At 69.4% G+C, this 17900-nt stretch carries 21 protein-coding genes, 1 pseudogene and 1 riboswitch; of the genes and pseudogenes, 12 read left to right on the forward strand and 10 right to left on the reverse strand.

The window, feature by feature from the left end; genetic code table 11:
• The 7 genes and pseudogenes from DT074_RS07970 to DT074_RS08000 form a co-directional block, all read right to left on the reverse strand.
• A pseudogene (locus DT074_RS07970) lies at positions 1 to 589 on the reverse strand (hypothetical protein); the annotation flags it as partial.
• The gene (gene hemP / locus DT074_RS07975) at positions 586 to 789 is read right to left on the reverse strand and encodes a hemin uptake protein HemP (RefSeq protein WP_368744532.1); all 204 of its coding nucleotides are present in this window, start codon (positions 787 to 789) and stop codon (positions 586 to 588) included. The gene hemP and the pseudogene DT074_RS07970, both read right to left, overlap by 4 nt.
• Before the next feature lie 254 nt (positions 790 to 1043).
• Positions 1044 to 1457, reverse strand: a complete 414-nt coding sequence (gene folB / locus DT074_RS07980; RefSeq protein WP_119419308.1) for a dihydroneopterin aldolase — start codon at positions 1455 to 1457, stop codon at positions 1044 to 1046.
• Positions 1454 to 2209 carry an SDR family oxidoreductase gene (locus DT074_RS07985; protein WP_119419309.1) on the reverse strand — a complete coding sequence of 252 codons (756 nt, stop codon included), beginning with the start codon at positions 2207 to 2209 and terminating at the stop codon, positions 1454 to 1456. The genes folB and DT074_RS07985 overlap by 4 nt, the downstream gene beginning before the upstream one ends.
• A gap of 3 nt (positions 2210 to 2212) precedes the next feature.
• The gene (locus tag DT074_RS07990) at positions 2213 to 2959 is read right to left on the reverse strand and encodes an enoyl-CoA hydratase/isomerase family protein (protein WP_119419310.1); all 747 of its coding nucleotides are present in this window, start codon (positions 2957 to 2959) and stop codon (positions 2213 to 2215) included.
• A 19-nt stretch (positions 2960 to 2978) separates the two neighbouring features.
• On the reverse strand, positions 2979 to 4481 hold the full coding sequence (gene glpD / locus DT074_RS07995; RefSeq protein ID WP_119419311.1) for a glycerol-3-phosphate dehydrogenase: 1503 nt from the start codon (positions 4479 to 4481) through the stop codon (positions 2979 to 2981).
• Positions 4482 to 4539: 58 nt separating this feature from the next.
• The gene (locus tag DT074_RS08000; protein ID WP_119419312.1) at positions 4540 to 5280 is read right to left on the reverse strand and encodes a tetratricopeptide repeat protein; all 741 of its coding nucleotides are present in this window, start codon (positions 5278 to 5280) and stop codon (positions 4540 to 4542) included.
• A gap of 141 nt (positions 5281 to 5421) precedes the next feature.
• A riboswitch (glycine riboswitch) is annotated at positions 5422 to 5517 on the forward strand.
• A 174-nt stretch (positions 5518 to 5691) separates the two neighbouring features.
• Here DT074_RS08000 and gcvT point away from each other — a divergent pair.
• Genes gcvT through gcvPB form a run of 4 tightly spaced genes read left to right on the forward strand, consistent with a single transcriptional unit; the run spans position 5692 to position 10096 of the window.
• On the forward strand, positions 5692 to 6801 hold the full coding sequence (gene gcvT, locus DT074_RS08005; protein WP_119419313.1) for a glycine cleavage system aminomethyltransferase GcvT: 1110 nt from the start codon (positions 5692 to 5694) through the stop codon (positions 6799 to 6801).
• A 28-nt stretch (positions 6802 to 6829) separates the two neighbouring features.
• Entirely contained in the window at positions 6830 to 7207 is a 378-nt protein-coding gene (gcvH, locus tag DT074_RS08010; protein WP_119419314.1) for a glycine cleavage system protein GcvH, read from the forward strand.
• Positions 7207 to 8559 (forward strand): aminomethyl-transferring glycine dehydrogenase subunit GcvPA, encoded by a 1353-nt coding sequence (gene gcvPA / locus DT074_RS08015; protein WP_119419315.1) that lies wholly within the window; start codon positions 7207 to 7209, stop codon positions 8557 to 8559. The genes gcvH and gcvPA overlap by 1 nt, the downstream gene beginning before the upstream one ends.
• Positions 8552 to 10096 (forward strand): aminomethyl-transferring glycine dehydrogenase subunit GcvPB, encoded by a 1545-nt coding sequence (gene gcvPB / locus DT074_RS08020; protein WP_119419316.1) that lies wholly within the window; start codon positions 8552 to 8554, stop codon positions 10094 to 10096. The genes gcvPA and gcvPB overlap by 8 nt, the downstream gene beginning before the upstream one ends.
• Positions 10097 to 10294: 198 nt before the next feature.
• Here gcvPB and DT074_RS08025 read toward each other — a convergent pair whose 3' ends face one another.
• A complete protein-coding gene (locus tag DT074_RS08025) occupies positions 10295 to 11560 on the reverse strand; it encodes a hypothetical protein (protein ID WP_162914721.1) in 1266 nt (421 codons plus the stop codon).
• A gap of 181 nt (positions 11561 to 11741) precedes the next feature.
• Here DT074_RS08025 and DT074_RS08030 point away from each other — a divergent pair, with 181 nt between their 5' ends.
• Positions 11742 to 12083, forward strand: a complete 342-nt coding sequence (locus DT074_RS08030; RefSeq protein ID WP_438503673.1) for an ArsR/SmtB family transcription factor — start codon at positions 11742 to 11744, stop codon at positions 12081 to 12083.
• Positions 12080 to 13003: an SRPBCC family protein gene (locus DT074_RS08035; protein WP_119419319.1), complete on the forward strand. Its 924-nt coding sequence runs from the start codon at positions 12080 to 12082 to the stop codon at positions 13001 to 13003. The genes DT074_RS08030 and DT074_RS08035 overlap by 4 nt, the downstream gene beginning before the upstream one ends.
• Positions 13004 to 13057: 54 nt before the next feature.
• On the opposite strand, the gene DT074_RS08040 is transcribed toward DT074_RS08035, so the two are convergent.
• Together DT074_RS08040 and DT074_RS08045 are read right to left on the reverse strand one after the other, a co-directional pair.
• On the reverse strand, positions 13058 to 13681 hold the full coding sequence (locus DT074_RS08040) for an HAD family hydrolase (RefSeq protein WP_119419320.1): 624 nt from the start codon (positions 13679 to 13681) through the stop codon (positions 13058 to 13060).
• Complete coding sequence (locus DT074_RS08045) at positions 13678 to 14097, reverse strand: DUF1178 family protein (protein ID WP_119419321.1); 420 nt, start codon at positions 14095 to 14097, stop codon at positions 13678 to 13680. The genes DT074_RS08040 and DT074_RS08045 overlap by 4 nt, the downstream gene beginning before the upstream one ends.
• A 93-nt stretch (positions 14098 to 14190) precedes the next feature.
• On the opposite strand from DT074_RS08045, the gene DT074_RS08050 reads away from it, so the two are divergent.
• The 6 genes from DT074_RS08050 (at position 14191) to DT074_RS08075 (ending at position 17892) form a co-directional block, all read left to right on the forward strand.
• Complete coding sequence (locus DT074_RS08050; RefSeq protein WP_119419322.1) at positions 14191 to 14688, forward strand: class I SAM-dependent methyltransferase; 498 nt, start codon at positions 14191 to 14193, stop codon at positions 14686 to 14688.
• Complete coding sequence (locus DT074_RS08055) at positions 14685 to 15239, forward strand: GNAT family N-acetyltransferase (protein WP_119419323.1); 555 nt, start codon at positions 14685 to 14687, stop codon at positions 15237 to 15239. The genes DT074_RS08050 and DT074_RS08055 overlap by 4 nt, the downstream gene beginning before the upstream one ends.
• Positions 15240 to 15480: 241 nt before the next feature.
• Positions 15481 to 15735, forward strand: coding sequence for a BufA1 family periplasmic bufferin-type metallophore (locus DT074_RS08060; protein WP_119419324.1), 255 nt, complete (start codon positions 15481 to 15483; stop codon positions 15733 to 15735).
• A gap of 36 nt (positions 15736 to 15771) precedes the next feature.
• Positions 15772 to 16644, forward strand: coding sequence for an MNIO family bufferin maturase (gene bufB, locus DT074_RS08065; RefSeq protein ID WP_119419325.1), 873 nt, complete (start codon positions 15772 to 15774; stop codon positions 16642 to 16644).
• The gene (locus DT074_RS08070; protein WP_162914722.1) at positions 16625 to 17434 is read left to right on the forward strand and encodes an HvfC/BufC N-terminal domain-containing protein; all 810 of its coding nucleotides are present in this window, start codon (positions 16625 to 16627) and stop codon (positions 17432 to 17434) included. Before bufB ends, DT074_RS08070 begins: the two co-directional genes overlap by 20 nt.
• Complete coding sequence (locus DT074_RS08075; RefSeq protein WP_368744534.1) at positions 17431 to 17892, forward strand: DoxX family protein; 462 nt, start codon at positions 17431 to 17433, stop codon at positions 17890 to 17892. The genes DT074_RS08070 and DT074_RS08075 overlap by 4 nt, the downstream gene beginning before the upstream one ends.
• Positions 17893 to 17900: the final 8 nt, after the last annotated feature.

Consider the following 17900-nt stretch of genomic DNA (forward strand, 5'->3'; position numbering starts at 1 on the left):
CCGGCTCGGCGGCGGGCGGCGCGGCGGCCGGCGCCAGCGCGGCAAGGTCGGCTTCGCGCGGCGGGGCCGGCGGCGCTGGCGCCACCGGCTTCGGCACGGCTTTGGGCGGCTCCTTCTTCACGGGCTTCTGGATCGGCGGCGGCGGTGGCGGCGCCGGCAGCACGAAGGCGGTCTCCGTCACCGCCGGCGGCAACGGCTCGGACGGCGGCAGCTCCAAGATCGGCGGCGGTTCCGGCATACGCTCGACCGGCGGCGGCTCGATCGGCGTCAACTCCGCCACCTGCACGGGCGGCGGCGGCTCGACCATCGGCAGCTGCTCCGCCATGTCGGGCGCCCGCGCGGCCTGCACTTCGGGCGCTTCCTCGGCCTGGGCCGGTTCCATGACGACGATGACGTCCATCGGCACGTCTTCCGGCGCACCGGCGCCGAGCTGCCAGCCAAGCGCGACCGCGGCGATCACCGCGCCATGCAGCAGCATGGAGATCGGGACGGCCAGACCCATCTCGCGGCGGCCCGGTCTGATGCCCAGCGTCTCGCGCAGGCCCGGCGCCAGGCTCAGCGCCATCGGATCGCTTGCCGCGACGCTCATCGGGTGAGGATCAGCTTGCCGCGGCTGGTGATCTGCAGGCGGTACTCGCTGCCCGCATGCTCGATCAGCAGCAGCTTGCCGCCCTGGAACAAAGATGAGCTGGTGACACGCTGCGCCGACCGGCTCGCACCCGCCGGCGCCGCGGTCGCCGCCTCGGCCGGCTTCACGACTTTCAGCGAACGGCGCCCGGTTCGTTCCACCGCGGCGATCTCCCCGCCAACGCTGCCCGCGCACTTCCCCACATACATGCAACAAAAGCTCCTCGTGCGGCGCGCTCGGCCGTGGCCGAGGGCTACGCTCCGTGGCTTGCGCTTGCATCCCGGGGCAGCGGGACCCGGCTGGCTTCAGGAGAACGTGGGGCTGGTTCTAAAGCAAATGATAATGACTCGCAATACCATAGGATGGTTAAACCCGGAATTGGATTTCGCAGCGCGGCCAAGGGCTAACGCGGGGTTCAGCGTCGCGCGAAGCGCTCGATCTCGACCCCGACGCTGACCGCCTCGGGAATGGCGGTCAGCTTCTCGACCCGCACGCGGGCCGACACCACGCGCGGATCCTCGAAGCAGGCGGCGGCGATGCGCTCGGCCAGCGTCTCGACCAGTTTCAGATGCTCGCGCTCGACGATCGCCTTCACCTGGTCGACCAGGCGCTGGTAATCGACCACGGCGTCGAGCGCATCCTCCGGCGCGGTCGCGTCCTGCATCACGCCGAGATCAAGGTTGATGCGGATCGGCTGCCGGCGGCCATGCTCATGCCGCCAGACGCCGATCGCGGCGTCGAGCTCGAGGTCGCGCACGAAGACGTGGCGCAGACCGCGCAGCGCGTCGGCGATGCGCCGGTCGGGATGCGCCGGCCGGTCGTTGCTCATTCCGCCTCCTCCGTCTTGGGGCCGGAGCGCCACGGCAGGTGCTGGCCGCCATCGAGCGCCAGCATCTGGCCGGTCATCGACCTGGCATCGAGCAGGAAGCGCACGGCCGCCGCGATCTCCTCCGGCGACGCGCCGCGCTTGAGCGGCGTGTCCGCCACCTGACGGGCGAACTGCGCCTCGCTCTGCCGCTGGCTCGGCAGGCTCGGGCCGGGGCCGATGGCATTGACGCGGATGCGCGGCGCCAGCGCCATGGCGAGCGTCTGCGTCAAGGTCCAGAGGCCCGCCTTGCTGACGGTGTAGCTGGCGAAATAAGGCGTGAGCCGCCAGACCCGCATGTCGATCAGGTTGACGATATTGCCTTCCGCTGCCTTGGGCAGCTGGGCGGCGAAGGCCTGCGACAGGAAGAACGGCGCCTTGAGGTTGATGTCGAGGTGGAAGTCCCAGGACTGCGCCGTCGCCGTCTCGATAGTGTCCATCTCGAACACGGCGGCGTTGTTGACCAGCACGTCGAGCGGGCCGACCGCCTGCGCCGCCTGCGGCACGATCCGTTGCACCGCCGCCGTGTCGGCAAGATCGGCAACGATCACCGCGGCGTTGCCGCCGCTGGTCATGATCTCGGCGGCCAGCTCGTCCGCCGCGAGGCGCGAGCGATGGCAATGCAGCGCGACGGCATAGCCGGCCTGGGCGAGGTCGAGCGCGATGGCGCGGCCGATGCGCTGCCCCGCGCCGGTGACCAGCGCCGCGCCGGTCATCGGCTAGACCCCGCGGAACTTCGCCGGCCGCTTGGCGAAGCGGGCGGCGATGCCCTCCTTCACGTCCTCGCTGTTGCGGGCGGCGTCGATCAGCGCGTCGATATCCTCGTGCTTCAGCAGATCGACCGCTTCGAGCTGGCGCACGATGGTGCCCTTCAGCGCGCGGAGCGCCAGCGGGGCGTTGGCGGCCAGGCGATCGACCACCGCCTTGGCGGCGGATTCGAGATCGGCCGGCTCGGCGATGCGGGCAATCAGGCCGAGCTCGTGCATGCGCCGGGCCGGCAGCGGATCGCCGAGCAGCAGCATCTCCTTGGCCGCCACCGGACCCGCCACCTCGACCAGCTTCTTGATCAGGAACCAGTTCGGCGCGATGCCGATCTGCACCACCGACATGCCGAAGCGCGCCGCGGTGGACGCCACCACGATGTCGCAATGCAGCGCCAGCTCGTTGCCGCCGGCGATGGCGTCGCCATGCACCACGCCGACCGCGGGCAGCGGCGACAGCTCGAGCGCGCGCAGCATCGGCACGATGCCGCTTTCGGCTTGCAGCCCGGCCGAGAGGTCGAGGCCAGCGCAGAAGGCGGGGCCGTTGCCGCGCACGATGATGACCCGCTCCTCGGCATTCGGCGCCAGCTCGAAGGCCTGCTGCAGCAGCGCGATGGTCTCGCCGTCCAGCGCGTTGCGCTTTTCCGGCCGGTTGACGGTCACGGTGCGCACCGCGCCCTGCCGCTCGACAACTACCTTGGACATGGATCCTCCCTCGCGCCGGTCATTTTCGCTCCGCCAGATAACGCGCCACCTGTTGCGCGCCGCCGGGCGGCAGGTGCAGGCCGAGCTTGGTGCGGCGCCACAGCACGTCGTCCGCCGTCTCGGCCCATTCTTCCGCCGCCAGATAGTCGATCTCGCGCGCATAGAGCCCGCCGCCGAAATCGCGGCCGAGATCGGCCACATTCCGCGCATCGCCCAGCAATGCCCGGCTGCGCGTCCCCTGGCGGCGCGCGAAGCCGGCGAGCAAGGTGCGGTCGATCGCCGGATAGGCCGAAACCAGGTCGTCGACCAGCGCGGCGAAGCTGCGGCCCTGGAAATCGCCGCCCGGCAAGGTCGGCCCCGACGTCCAGGCCGGCTTCATGCCGGGATAGTAGGGCTCGAGCCGCTCCAGCGCATGTTCGGCGAGGCGGCGGTAGGTGGTGAGCTTGCCGCCATAGACCGAGAGCAGCGGCGGCCGGCCCTCCTCCAGCTCCAGCACGTAGTCGCGCGTCACGTCGGAGGGATCGGTCGAGCCGTCGTCGTAGAGCGGCCGCACGCCGGCATAGCTCCAGACCACTTCCTCCGGCGACACCTGCTTGGCGAAGTAGCGGCTGACCGCGGCGCAGAGATATTCGGTCTCCGCCCCGTCGATGGCCGGCCGGTCGAGATCGCCCTGATAGGGAATGTCGGTGGTGCCGACCAGGGTGAACCGGCCTTCATAGGGAATGGCGAAGATCACCCGCCCGTCGGGATGCTGGAAGATATAGGCGTGCGTACCGTCGAAGAGCTTGGGCACCACGATATGGCTGCCCTTGATGTGGCGCACCTGCGCGCGCGCGTTGACGCCGAGCGCACCCGACAGCACGTCGCCGACCCAGGGCCCGGCCGCGTTGACGATGCCGCGCGCGGCGACCTCCTGCGTCGCGCCGGTGCGCTCGTCCTTCAGCGTAGCGCGCCAGAGCTCGCCGTCGCGCCGTGCCGCCGTCAGCGAGGTGCGCGTCAGCACGCTGCCGCCGAGTTCGCGCAGAGCCACCGCGTTGAGCACGACGAGGCGGGCATCGTCGACCCAGCAATCGGAATAGACGAAGCCCTTGCGGTAGTCGTCCTTCAACGGGCGGCCTTCGGGCGCGCGCGCGAGATCGACGCCTTCCGAGCCCGGCAGCGTGGTGCGGCCGCCGAGATGGTCGTAGAGGAAGAGGCCGATGCGGATCATCCAGGCCGGCCGCAGGTGCCGGTCGTGCGGCAGCACGAAGCGCAGCGGCCAGATGATGTGCGGCGCCATGTGCAGCAGCACCTCGCGCTCCGCCAGCGCCTCGCGCACCAGGCGGAACTCGTACTGCTCGAGATAGCGCAAGCCGCCGTGGATGAGCTTGGTCGCGGCGGAGGATGTGGCACGGGCGAGATCGCCCTTCTCGGCCAGCAGAACCGCGAGCCCACGGCCCGCCGCGTCACGCGCAATGCCGACGCCGTTGATCCCGCCGCCGACAACGAGAAGGTCGAACACGCGGTCCGGGGCTCGGGTCATGGCGGGGCGAACCTAGGGTTCGCTACCGCAAGCGTCAACGCGCCTGAACGGCAATGGCTCAGCCGGAAACGTGCTGCCTGGCGAGGTTGTACCATTCGCGCTCGGCCCGCCCGTAATGGCCCGGCGCGCGCTCGACCTTGCGGATCAGCTCGCGGAACACCTCGCGCGCCTGGTCGATCTCGCCGGTGCGGATCAGCAGCAGGGCGTGCCGCGCCCGGGCCTCCTCGCCGGGATAATAGACGGCGAGGGCGGCGTATTCGCGCAGCGCATCCGACATGCGCTGCGCCCCTTCCAGCGACCGCGCGTAGAGAAGATGACCTTCGGCGCTGTCGAAGCCAGGGTTGCGCGCGCGCAGCTCCTCCAGGGTCTGCGCCGCCGCGTCCGGCGCGCCGTTGAGATACTGCGCCTCGGCCAGCCTCAGCATCAGGTGCGGATCGTGCGCGTAATGGCCGGTCAGGGCGCCGCGGTAGAGGTCGACCGCCTCCTGATAGCGCTTCAGGTTGAGGCATTCGGCGGCGAGCTGGGAGCGCGTCTCCACCGTGTCGGTCTCGGCGAACCGGTCCACGGCCGCGCGGTAGTCGCGCTCGGGATCGATCAGGGTCTTGACGTCGCGCACGGCCTGCCGGGCGGCGCGCGAGCGGGTGATTTCGGGCAGCAACTCGGCGAAGAAGTAGACGGCGCAGCCGGCCACCGGCAGGAACATGATGATGCCGATCCACCAATAGGCGCGCCCCGTGCGCACCGCATGCACGGCAAAGCCGACCTGAACGAGCAGGAGAATCAGACCGAGGGCAGGCATCGGCAGGCACCTTATTATCGCAGTGATTTATAAAATATTATCCCGTGATAGTTGCATCGCGCAATGGGGCCGGCGCCGTTTGACTCGGACCGGCGGCCACCTATCATCGCCCTCGCGATCGGAACGGAGTCGCGTGCCGTTACGGTTGCCGCGGGAGAGTGTGCCGGCCCATGGGCCGGCGCCGCCGAAGGAGCAACCGCCCCGGAAACTCTCAGGCCCCAGGACCGCGGCGATCGAGGCGCTCTGGAAAGCGGGTGGTGCCAAGCCACCCCACCGAAGGAGCAAGCGTTGTCCTGCTTTGGACAGCGCGGAATCTCTCAGGTGAACCGGACAGAGGGGGCAACCGTTCGTCAGTGCTGCGGCCAGCCCGGCCGTGGCGGACGAGGTTGCCCTTGAAGCCCGGAGTGCGCATTGACGACGAATAACGAGCCGCTCGCCCAGACCCCGCTGAACGACCTGCATGTCCGCCTCGGCGCCCGCATGGTGCCGTTCGCCGGCTATGCGATGCCGGTGCAGTACCCGACCGGCATCATCGCCGAGCACCAGTGGACGCGCGAAAGCGCCGGGCTGTTCGACGTCTCGCATATGGGCCAGGTGACCCTGACCGGCGCCGGCATCGACAAGGCGCTGGAGAAGCTGGTGCCGGGCGACATCCTGGGCCTCGGCCTGAACAAGCTGCGCTACACCCAGCTGCTGGACGAGACCGGCGGCATCCTCGACGACCTGATGGTGACGCGCCGCGAGAGCGATCTGTTTCTGGTCGTCAATGCCGGCAACAAGGCGGCCGACATCGCGCATATGAAGCGGCATCTGGGCGACGGCAGCGTCACCTATCACGGCGCGCGCGCGCTGCTCGCGCTGCAGGGACCGAAGGCGGCGGCAGTGCTGGGCAAGCTGGCGCCGGACGCGGCGAAGCTCGCCTTCATGACCGCCGGCGCGATGAAGATCGACGGCATCGAGGCCTGGGTCAGCCGCTCCGGCTATACCGGCGAGGACGGGTTCGAGATCGCCGTCGCGGCCAAGGATGCGACGACGCTCGCCAGCATGCTGCTGGCCGATCCGGCGGTGAAGCCGATCGGCCTCGGCGCGCGGGATTCGCTCAGGCTGGAAGCCGGCCTGCCGCTGCACGGCCATGACATCGACACGACGACATCGCCGATCGAGGCGGGCCTCGCCTTCTCCATCGCCAAGCGCCGGCGGGAGGAAGGCGGCTTTCCCGGTGCCGCGCGCATCCAGCGCGAGCTGAAGGACGGGCCGGCGCGCAAGCTGGTCGGCCTGCGCCCCGAGGGCCGCGCCCCGGTGCGCGACGGCACCGAGATCCGCGATGCAAGCGGCCGCGCGGTCGGCAAGGTGACGTCGGGCGGCTTCGGCCCCAGCGCCGGCGGGCCGGTCGCGCTCGGCTATGTCGAGGCGGCGCTGGCCGCGCCCGATACCAAGCTGATCCTGGAATTGCGCGGCAAGCCGGTCGGCGCCGTGGTGACGAAGCTGCCCTTCGTCGCCAAGCGCTACGCCAAGACTTGAGACATCGAGAGGGGATGGAGAGAGGTCGATGAGCGACACGTACTACACCGAGGACCATGAATGGATCCGCGTCGAGGGTGATACCGGCACCATCGGCATCACCACCTACGCGCAGGGCCAGCTCGGCGACATCGTGTTCGTCGAGTTGCCGGATGTGGGCAAGAGCCTGGATGCGGGCGACGAGGCGGCGGTGATCGATTCCGTGAAGGCGGCGGCCGAAGTGTATGCGCCGGTCGCCGGCGAGGTGGTCGAGGCGAACGACGCCGTCGTCGAGAAGCCGGGCCTGGTCAACGAGGACGCCATGGGCGACGGCTGGTTCTTCAAGATCAAGATCGCCGATGCGACCGAGCTCGAAAACCTGATGGACGAGGACGCGTACAAGACCTTCGTCGAGGGCCTCGGCTGATGCGCTACCTGCCGCTGACCGAGGCCGATCGCCGGGCCATGCTGGACCGGATCGGTGTCGCTTCCGTCGACGACCTGTTCCGCGACGTGCCGACCCGGGCGCGGCTGAACCAGCCGATCGACCTGCCGCCGCATATGGGCGAGCTGGAGGTCGAGCGTGCGATCGGCGCCATGGCGGCGAAGAACGTGGCGGCGGGATCGGTGCCTTGCTTCCTCGGCGCCGGCGCCTATCGCCACCACATCCCGTCCACCGTGGATCACCTGATCCAGCGCAGCGAGTTCCTGACCTCGTACACGCCGTACCAACCGGAGATCGCGCAAGGGACGCTGCAATACTTGTTCGAGTTCCAGACCCAGGTGGCGGCGATCACCGGCATGGAGGTGGCGAACGCCTCGATGTATGACGGCGCCACCTCGGCCGCGGAAGCGGTGCTGATGGCGTTCCGCACGACGCGGCGCAAGCGCGCGGTGATTTCGGGCGGGCTGCATCCGCATTACCGCGACGTGATCGCCACGACCGGCGGCGCGATGGAAGCCGACCTCGCCTTCGCATCCGCGGATCCGAACGGCGCCGAAGACCTCGCTGCGATGATCGACGACAAGACCGCCTGCGTGGTGGTGCAGAATCCGAGCTTCTTCGGTCACCTGCACGACCTGAAGGCGCTGGCCGCGGCGGCGCATGCCAAGGGCGCGCTGCTGATCGTCGCCGTGGCGGAGATCGTCTCGCTCGGCCTGGTCACGCCGCCCGGCGCGATGGGCGCCGATATCGTGGTGGCGGAAGGCCAGTCGATCGGCGTGCCGCTGTCGTTCGGTGGGCCCTATGTCGGCCTGTTCGCCACGCGCGAGAAGCTGATGCGGCAGATGCCGGGCCGGCTCTGCGGCCAGACGGTGGACCAGGACGGCAAGCGCGGTTTCGTGCTGACGCTCTCGGCCCGCGAGCAGCATATCCGGCGCGAGAAGGCGACCTCGAACATCTGCACCAATTCCGGCCTCTGCGCGCTCGCCTTCACCATCCACATGACCCTGCTGGGCGAGGCGGGGTACACGCGGCTCGCGCGGCTCAATCATGCCAAGGCGGTGCAGACGGCGGACGCGCTCGCCGCGATCCCCGGCGTGAAGGTGCTGAACCGGGCCTTCTTCAACGAGTTCACGGTGGCGCTGCCGAAGCCGGCGGCGCCGGTGGTCGATCGGCTGGCGGCGAAGCAGATTCTGGCCGGCGTGCCCGTATCGCGGCTCTACCCGACGGACGCAGCGCTGGCCAACCTGCTGCTGGTCGCCACCACCGAAACCGTCACCGATGCCGACATCGCGGCGCTGGCCAAGGCGCTGGCGGAGGAGCTCAGCCATGCTTAACCGCCAGGGCCGCGCGACGCAGCCGGAAGGCGCCGCTGCAACGCCGACCATCACCACCTATACCGGCCATCGCGGCCTCGCCCACGAAGAGCCGCTCAGCTTTGAGCAGGGCGAGAAGGGCCGCACCGGCGTCGACCTGCCGGAGCCGCCGAAGGTGGCGGATCGTCTGGGCGGCCTGGCGCGCCAGGGCGAGATCGGGTTGCCGGGACTTTCGGAGCCGCAGGTGGTGCGGCACTTCGTGCGGCTGTCGCGGCAGAACTACGCCATCGATCTCGGCGTCTATCCGCTCGGCTCCTGCACCATGAAGCACAATCCGCGCCTGAACGAGAAGATGGCGCGGCTCGCCGGCATCGGCGACATCCATCCGATGCAGCCGGCATCGACCGTGCAGGGCGCCTTCGAGCTGATGGACACCTTGGCGCATTGGCTGAAGCGGCTGACCAACATGCCGGCGGTCGCGCTCTCCCCGGCGGCCGGCGCGCATGGCGAGCTCTGCGGGCTGATGACCATCCGCGCCGCGCTGGAAGCGCGCGGCGACAAGCGCAAGCGCGTGCTGGTGCCGGAATCGGCGCATGGCACCAACCCGGCGACGGCGGCGTTCTGCGGCTATTCGGTCGACCCGATTCCGGCGACCAAGGACGGCCGCGTCGATCTCGACGCCTTCAAGAAGAAGCTCGGCCCCGACGTCGCCGCGGTGATGCTGACCAACCCGAATACCTGCGGCCTGTTCGAGCGCGAGGTGATCGACGTCGCCGATGCGATCCACGGCGCCGGCGGCTTCTTCTACTGCGACGGCGCCAACTTCAACGCCATCGTCGGCCGCGTCCGCCCGGGCGATCTCGGCATCGACGCCATGCACATCAACCTGCACAAGACCTTCTCGACGCCGCATGGCGGCGGCGGGCCGGGCTCCGGCCCGGTCGCGCTCTCCGCCGCGCTCGCGCCTTATGCGCCGCTGCCCTATGTGGTGCATGATGGACAAGGCTTCCGCCTGGTCGAGAGCCAAGAGGGCGATGCGCATCCGTTCGGACGGCTGAAAGGCTTCCACGGCCAGATGGGCATGTTCGTGCGCGCCCTCGCCTACATGATGAGCCATGGCGGCGACGGGCTGAAACAGGCGGCGGAAGACGCGGTGCTCGCCGCTAACTACATCATGAAGAGCCTCGACCATGTGATGACGCCGGCCTTCGACGGGCCCTGCATGCACGAGGCGCTGTTCGACGACGAGTTCCTGAAGGGCACCGGCGTCACCACGCTCGATTTCGCCAAGGCGATGATCGACGAAGGCTATCACCCGATGACCATGTACTTCCCGCTGGTGGTGCATGGCGCGCTGCTGATCGAGCCGACCGAGACGGAATCGAAGGGCGCGCTGGACCAGTTCATCGGCGCGTTGGCGCATCTGGCCGAGCGGGCCAAGGCGGGCGACACTCAGCGCTTCGCCGGCGCGCCGTATCTCGCGCCCCGGCGTCGGCTCGACGAGACGGCGGCGGCGCGGCAGCCGGTGCTGCGGTGGAAGCCGGACAGCGCCGCGTAGGTCACAATCCAGCATTTTCACCGCGGGGGACGCAGAGAACGCGGAGGCATGCGGAGATTGCTCCTCCCTCGGCGAAGCCGGGGGAGGCGGGGGTGGGGGTTTTTGTGTTTTGCCCATCCCTGGCGCGGCGGCGCGGAAAAACGCAAAAACCCCCACCCCACCCTCCCCCACGTTGCTGCGCAACGCGAGGGAGGGCTTTCACTCCGCGGCCTCTGCGATCGCAGGCTCGGGCGGTGGCAGGTTGCGGATCTCGGCCATGACGTCGGCGATCACCGGGCCCATCGTGGGATCGGTGTCGAGCAGGTGGCGGACGAAGCCGAGGACGTCGATGCGCGGCGGCGGCGGCTCCGCCGCTGAAACTGGCGCTTTTTCCGGCTCTGCCGCGGCTTCTTCCGCTTCCGCCGCCCTCTCTTCGGCGAAATCCAGCGCGCGGCCGATGGCGTGCTGGGCGGTGATAGCCGTCGGCGCGAGGCCGGCATCGCAGGCGAGGTCGCGGAGCGCCTCCAGGCGGCGGACATGCGCCGCGACCGGGTCCTCCGGCTCCAGCGCGAGCAGCGGCGGCGCTTCCGTTCCGCGGCGCATCCGTTCCGCGATGCGGCCGGGATAGATGCAGATCTCGCTGCCCGGCATGACCCGATCCGGGCCGTGGGTCCGGATCCGCGCCTGCGCGATCAGGTTGAGATCGGCGAGCTCGGCCAGCGCCTTGCGGGCGGCCCGCACGGTGATGCGGAGCCGGCCGGAGAGCCGGACGCTCCAGTAGAAATCGATGTCGTCGGGGCGGTCCGCCGGATCGTCCACGGGGTCGAGCAGCAGCTCGATCGCGGCATGGCGCGCCGCCGGCGAGAGCGCGCGGTCGATGTTGATGGCGTTGACCTCCACCAGCTCGCCATGCGGCGGGGCGAGCGATACCTCTGTTTCCTCAAATGCGGACACCGGTGGCGGCGCATCTGTTCCGCGGCGCGGCTTGGCGCCGATGCCGAGCGCCCGGCCCAAGGCACGCTCGGCCGAGACGGCCGTGGCGATGCGCTTCGCCGCCACCGCCCGGTCGCGCAGGCGGCCCATCATCTCCAGATGCTCGGCCCGGCTCGGCAGCGCGGAAGCGGCTCGGATGAAGGCGTGCTCGCGCGCGATATCGGGCCGCTCCGCCGGGTCCCAGACCTCCTCTGCCGCCCGGGGCGGGCGGCCCGCGCCGGTCACGCGGAAGGTGAGGCAGTTCTCCACCGCCAGCTCGGCGATGGCCTGCCGGACCGTGCGCTCGGCCAGCGCGAGATGCCGGGCCAGCGCCGCGACCGGCAGCCGCTCGGGCAGGATGAAGGGATCGTCGTCGCGCAGGGCCAGCGCGACCAGGATCTGCTTCGCCGCCGGCGACAGGCTGGGGTTACGGATGGTGCGCAGGATGTGGCGCCGGCGAATGCGGAACGACCACTCGTAGAGCGAGCGCTTGGGCGGTTCGGTCTGGGGCATAGCGGCATCCATCGCTGAGATGCCGTATAGTACAATATCTTCACTTAAAATGCAATATCGGCCGTCCAAGCCTCAATCCTAGCCTTCAAGACGGAAAGGGGCGACGTGCCGGCCCCGGAACACTTAGCAAGTTGACGAAGTTTTACTTGCGCAGCTGGCACATCGGATGATAGTTAGCAATATGACTAAGCATCATCCTGAACTCTCGTTGCTCTTCCATGCGCTGGCCGATCCGACCCGCCGGTCGATCCTGACCCGGCTCGCGGGACAGCCCGCGCGAGTGACCGATCTGTCCGAGCCCACGGGCCTGCGCCTGCCGACGGTGATGCGGCACCTTTCGGTGCTGGAAGCGGCCGGGCTGATCGCCACCGTCAAGGACGGGCGGGTGCGCACCTGCGCCATCGTTCCCGACGCCCTGGAGCCGGCGCGGACATGGCTCGATGAGCAGCGATCCATATGGGAGGCCCGGCTCGACAGGTTGGAAGCACTGGCGATGCAGGCGATGAAGGAACGCACGGAATGACATCGAAACCGAATCCGAACGGGATGCCGGCGGCGCGCGCTTCTGCGGCGGGCCGCTTCGCGACGCTGACCTTCGAGCGGGACGTGGCCGCGCCCTTGTCGGTGCTGTGGCAGGTCTGGACCGCCCCGGCCGCGCGGGCGGTCTGGTCGGCGCCGACGCCCTCGGTCACCGTGGAGTTCCTGGAGGCCGACACCCAAGTGGGTGGACGCGAAGTCTCGCTCTGCAAGGTCGAAGGCCAGCCGGATATCCGCTGCGAGTGCGGCTGGCTGGAGCTGCAGCCGGCGCGGCGCAGCGTGAACTACGAAGTGGTCTCCTCCGGTGGCGTGACGCAATCGGCGGCGCTGGTGACGGCCGATTTCTCCGGCAGCGACGAGCAGAGCCGGCTGGTCGTGACGGTGCAGCTTGCCTCGCTGGCCGAGGACATGCGGGCCGGCTACCGGCAGGGCTTCGACGCGGGACTGGACAATCTCGCCGGGGTGGCGCGGCGAACCATGGTGCTGCAGCGCGTGATCCGGGCACCGCGAAGCGTTGTCTGGAACACCTGGATGAACCCCGAGACGCTGCCGCAATGGTGGGGGCCGGACGGATTTTCCTGCCGCACGCAGAGGATCGACTTGCGAACCGGCGGCGAATGGGTGTTCGACATGATCGGGCCAGACGGCACGGTGTACCCGAACCACCATCGCTATATCGAGGTCCGGCCGGAAGAGCGGATCGGCTATGCGCTGCTCTGGGGCGAGAACGGGCCGAAACATGCCGATGCCTGGGCCTCGTTCGAGGATCAGGATGGGGCGACGAAAGTGACGCTCGGCATGGTGTTCAGCACCGAGGCCGAGTTCCAGACGGCGAAAGGCTTCGGCGCCATCGAGCTGGGCCTGCAGACGCTGGGCAAACTGGAACGCTTCATCCAATCGCGATAGGGCACGAGGGCAGAGAGGGCTTTCATTGCCTCACTGCCGCTCGAAATGATCTGCCTAGAGTTGGAGGCCGTGGGCCGCCAGGTCGCGGCGGAGCTGCTCCGGCGTTTCGAAGCGGATGGCGCGGTAGCCGAGCTGCGTCGCCGCGGCGACGTTGGCCGGCGAATCGTCGATGAAGACGGTATCGGCCGGTGTGACGCCGCAGCTCGCTTCGAGATGCCGGAAGATAGCCGGGTCCGGCTTGATCAGCTTGATCTCGCCGGAGACGACGATGTGGCGGAAGCAGCGATCGAGGAACTCGAAGCGCGCGCGGCCGTGCGGAAAGGTCTCGGCCGACCAGTTGGTCAGCGCGTAGAGCGGCGTGCCGGCGGCGTGCAGTGCGTTGAGGATCGCGACCGTGCCGTCGATGGCGCCCGCCATGGTCTCGGGCCAGCGGTCGCGATAGGCACGGATCATCGGCGCATGTTCCGGATGGCGCGCTTCGGCTTCCGCGACGGCCTCGTCCCAGCTGCGGCCGGCATCCTGGCGGATATTCCACTCGCCGTGGCAGACATGGGCGAGGAACCATTCCATCCCCGCCTCGTCGCCGTTGAAGAGCTTGCGATAGAGGTGGCGGGGATTCCAGTCGATCAGCACGCCGCCGAGATCGAAGACCACGGCGGCCGGCGGCGGCGCGTTCATGCGTCGGCGCGCGGCACCCAGGGGATGCGGCCGAATTCGATGCCCTCTTCCTGCAGCTCCTCGGCCTGCTCCTCGGTCGCGTCGCCGTAGATGTTGCGCGCCTCGGTCTCGCCGTAATGAATCTTGCGCGCTTCCTCGGCGAATTTCTCGCCGACATGCTCGGCGTTCTGCTCCACGTGGTCGCGCATCTTGACCAGCATCTGGTACATCGCCGCCGCGGCCTTCTTCTGCTCGGTCGGCGAGGCCTCGCGCGCCGGCGCGATGTTCGGCGCCTGCAGGCCCTTCTTCACCTTCTTATCGCCGCAGATGCCGCAGACCAGCCGTCGCTTCTTCTTCTCGGCGTCGAAGGCTTCGCTCGAGCGGAACCAGGCCTCGAAAACGTGGCCCTTGCTGCAGGTCAAATCGTACACGACCATGGACTTGCCGATTCGCGGGTGGCAAAGGCCCAAGATGGGGGTCGGGCGCAAAGGTGGCAAGGGGCGGAGTCGAAGATTTCTCACGATGAGCAAATGCCATCGGCCTGGGCGGCAAGCTGGGCGCATCTGGTGCCCCCGGGCGGCCGCGTGCTGGATGTCGCCGCCGGCAGAGGCCGCCACGGCCGGTGGTTCCGGGCCCGAGGGCATCCGGTGACGCTGGTAGATATCGACATATCCGGCCTGGACGACCTGGCCGCGGATCCGGAGGCGGAGATCGTCGCCGCCGATCTGGAATCCGGACCCTGGCCGTTCGTCGATCGGCATTTCGAGGGCGTCGTCGTGGTGAACTATCTCTGGCGGCCGCTGTTTCCCAACCTGATCGACGCGGTCGCCCCGGGCGGCGCGCTGATCTACGACACCTTCGCCGTCGGCCAGGAGCGATATGGCCGGCCGCGCAATCCCGATCACCTGCTGCGCGACGGCGAGCTGCTCGAGGCCGTGCGCGGTCGCCTGCAGGTGCGCGGCTACGAAATGGGCGAGACGGGTGGCCCGGCCATCCGCCAGCGCATCGCCGCGGTGCGCGCCGCATGAGCATGCTGGAAACCGACCGCCTGAGGCTGCGCCGGTTCGAGACCGACGACTGGCAGGCGCTGGCCCGGCTCTATGCCGACGACACGGTGATGCGCCACATGCAGTCCGGCCGCGGCCTGTCGCGCGCCGACGCGGAATCGCGGGCGCGCGGCAACATCACCAACTTCAACGACCACTGGCGCCGGCGCGGCTTCGGCGTCTGGGCCGTGACCGACCGGAAGAGCGGGCGGCTGCTCGGCCAGTGCGGCCTGCGCCATGTCGAGGAAGCGCGCGACGTGGAGATCCTCTACCTGCTGAACAAGACGATGTGGGGCAAGGGTCTGGCGACCGAGGCGGCCGGCGCGGCGCTCGATTTCGGCCTCAAGACGCTCGGCCTCGACCGCATCATCGGCCTGGTGCGGCCGGAGAACGCCGCCTCGCGCCGCGTGCTGGAAAAGCTCGGCCTGCGCTTCGAGCGCATCGCGCCGATCTGGCAAATGGAATGCTGCTGGTATGCCGTCGGCCGGGCGGCGGCGGCAAGCGAGCCGGAGGAACGGGCGCAGACCGCCTGACCCGTCGCGCCCCTATATCACTCCGATGTGAGCAGACTTGTATTGAGCGGCGACCGCCTTCGCGGCGAAGGTCGGCGGGCGCATAAGGCGCCGGCATGGTTCCGATAGGAAGCTGGCATTTCCGCTTCGGCCGCCATGCGGGCACCTTGCGACCAGGCCGATGGGCATCCCGCCCGGCGGCCGGCTCCATTCCAGGGCAGCCCCCGGAAGCCAACCCGCAACCCTCGTCAGGGAGTGACCGATGAAGACCACCACCGCCCTTACCCTCGCCTCCGCCGTCGCCGCGGCACTGGCGATCGCCGCGGCCAGCCCGAGCCTGGCGCAGGACAAGAAGGAGAAGTGCTACGGCGTCTCCAAGGCCGGGCAGAACGACTGCCAGACCGCGACCTCGTCCTGCGCCGGCACGGCGAAGAAGGACGCGCAGAAAGACGCCTGGATCTACGTGCCGGCGGGCCTGTGCGGCAAGATCGTCGGCGGCAGCACCAAGGCCAGCTGATCGCCATCGGCCGAACCTGAACGAGGGACGCGCGCGATGGACGGATCGCTATCCCGGGCCGGCATCGGCCTCAGGCAGCCCCACCGGGCCGCCGTCCTCGCTGCGCGCCCCTCGGTCGGCTTTCTCGAAGTGCATGCCGAGAATTATCTCGGCGGCCCGGCGGCGGTGGCCGAGCTCGAGATCCTGCGCCGCGACTTCCCGATCTCGGTGCACGCGGTCGGCCTCTCGCTCGGCTCCGCCGACGGATTGGACGCGCGGCATCTCGACCGCGTCGCCGGACTGGTCGAACGGATCGAACCGGCGCTGGTTTCCGAGCATCTCGCCTGGAGCCTGCAGGACGGCCGCTATCTCAACGACCTGCTGCCGCTGCCCTATACCGAGGAAGCGCTCGACCTGGTCGCCGGCAATATCGCGCAGCTGCAGGATCGCCTGCGCCGTGCGGTGCTGATCGAGAACCCGTCGACCTATCTCCGCTTCGCGCATTCGACCATCGACGAAGCGGCATTCCTCGCCGAACTGGCGCGCCGGACCGGCTGCGGCCTGCTGGTCGATGTCAACAACCTGCATGTCAACGCGGCCAATCACAGCAGCGATCCCCACGACATCGACCCATTGGCCTGGCTCGACCGCGTGCCGGCCGCGGCGGTCGGCGAAATCCATCTCGCCGGCCACGCGATCAACGATCTCGGCAATCGCCGCATCCTGATCGACGACCACGGCTCCGCGGTGCCGCCGCCGGTCTGGCGGCTCTATGAGGCAGCGCTGCGCCGGTTTCCCGTCGCGCCGGCGCTGATCGAATGGGACACCCAGATTCCCGCCCTCGAAATCCTGGTGGCGGAGGCCCATGAGGCCGACCGGCGCCGGGCCGAGGCAACGATGGCAGGCCGGCGTGAACCCGTCGCTGCGTGAGCTGCAGGCGGGCATGGCCCGCGCCATCCTGGCCGGCGATCCCGCCGCCGCGCCCGCAATCGCGGCATGGATCGTGGCCGACGGCATCGATCCGTCGCGCCGGCTCGGCATCCACGCCAACCATTACCGGCTCAGCCTGGTCGAAGCGCTGGGCACCACCTTCGCCCCGGTGCGGCGGCTGGTCGGCGAGGCGTATTTCGATGCGCTGGCGGGCCGCTTCGCGGCGGCGCAGCCGCCGGCGGGTCCCTGCCTGTTCGAATATGGCGGCGACTTCGCCGATTTCTGCGCCGGCGATGCCGCGGCAGCAGCGACGCCGTTCCTGCCCGACATGCTGCGCTTCGCCTTCGCGCTGAACCGCGCCATGCAGGCGGAACCGGCGCCGGTGCTGGATGTGCCGACGCTGGCGGCCATCGATCCGCGGCAATTGCCGGACCTTCGCAGCGCGCCGGTGCCGGGCGTGACGTTGATCGCCTCCCGCTTTCCGCTCACCGCGCTCTGGCGCCTCGCCACCGATGCGAGCGACGATCCGGCACCGGTCGATCTCGATGCCGGCGGCGAGCGGATCGCCATCTGGCCCGATGGCGACCGGCCCGCCTGGATCACGCTCGAACCCGGCGACCATGCGTTCCTTGCTGCCATGGCGGCCGGCGAGACGCTGGGCGCCGCGGCGGCCGCCGCGGCCGCGGCCGACCCGATGTTCCATCTCGCCGGAGCGCTGGGGCTGGCCCTGCGCCACGGCCTGCTCGGCCCGTCGCAAGTACTGCCATCAAACCTGGAGGGGACGACATGATGAACGACGCCGCCATGGCCAGCCGCCGATCCGGCATCACCGGTGCGATCGGCCGGCTTTATGCGGGACTGGAGGCCTTCCCGCTCTCCGTCATCGAAGTGCTGATGCGCATCGGCGGCGGCGCCGTCTTCTTCAAGTCGGGCCTGACCAAGATCGCCAATATGGAGATCACGGTCGATCTGTTCCGCGAGGAGTACAAGGTGCCGCTGCTGGCGCCGGAAATCGCTGCGCCGCTGGCGACGGCGGCGGAGCTGACCGCGCCGGTGCTGCTGGTGCTCGGCCTGCTGACGCGCCCGGCCGCCGCGGCGCTGCTCGGCATGACGGCGGTGATCCAGCTTTTCGTCTACCCTGCGAACTGGTCCGAGCACCTGCTGTGGGCGTCGATCCTGATCTATCTGGTCACGCGCGGTCCCGGCACGCTGTCGGTCGATCATCTGGCCCGCAAGTCGCTCGGCTGAGCGACGGA

This window comes from Desertibaculum subflavum, from assembly GCA_003576705.1.
GTDB classification, from domain to species: Bacteria; Pseudomonadota; Alphaproteobacteria; order Ferrovibrionales; family Ferrovibrionaceae; genus Desertibaculum; species Desertibaculum subflavum.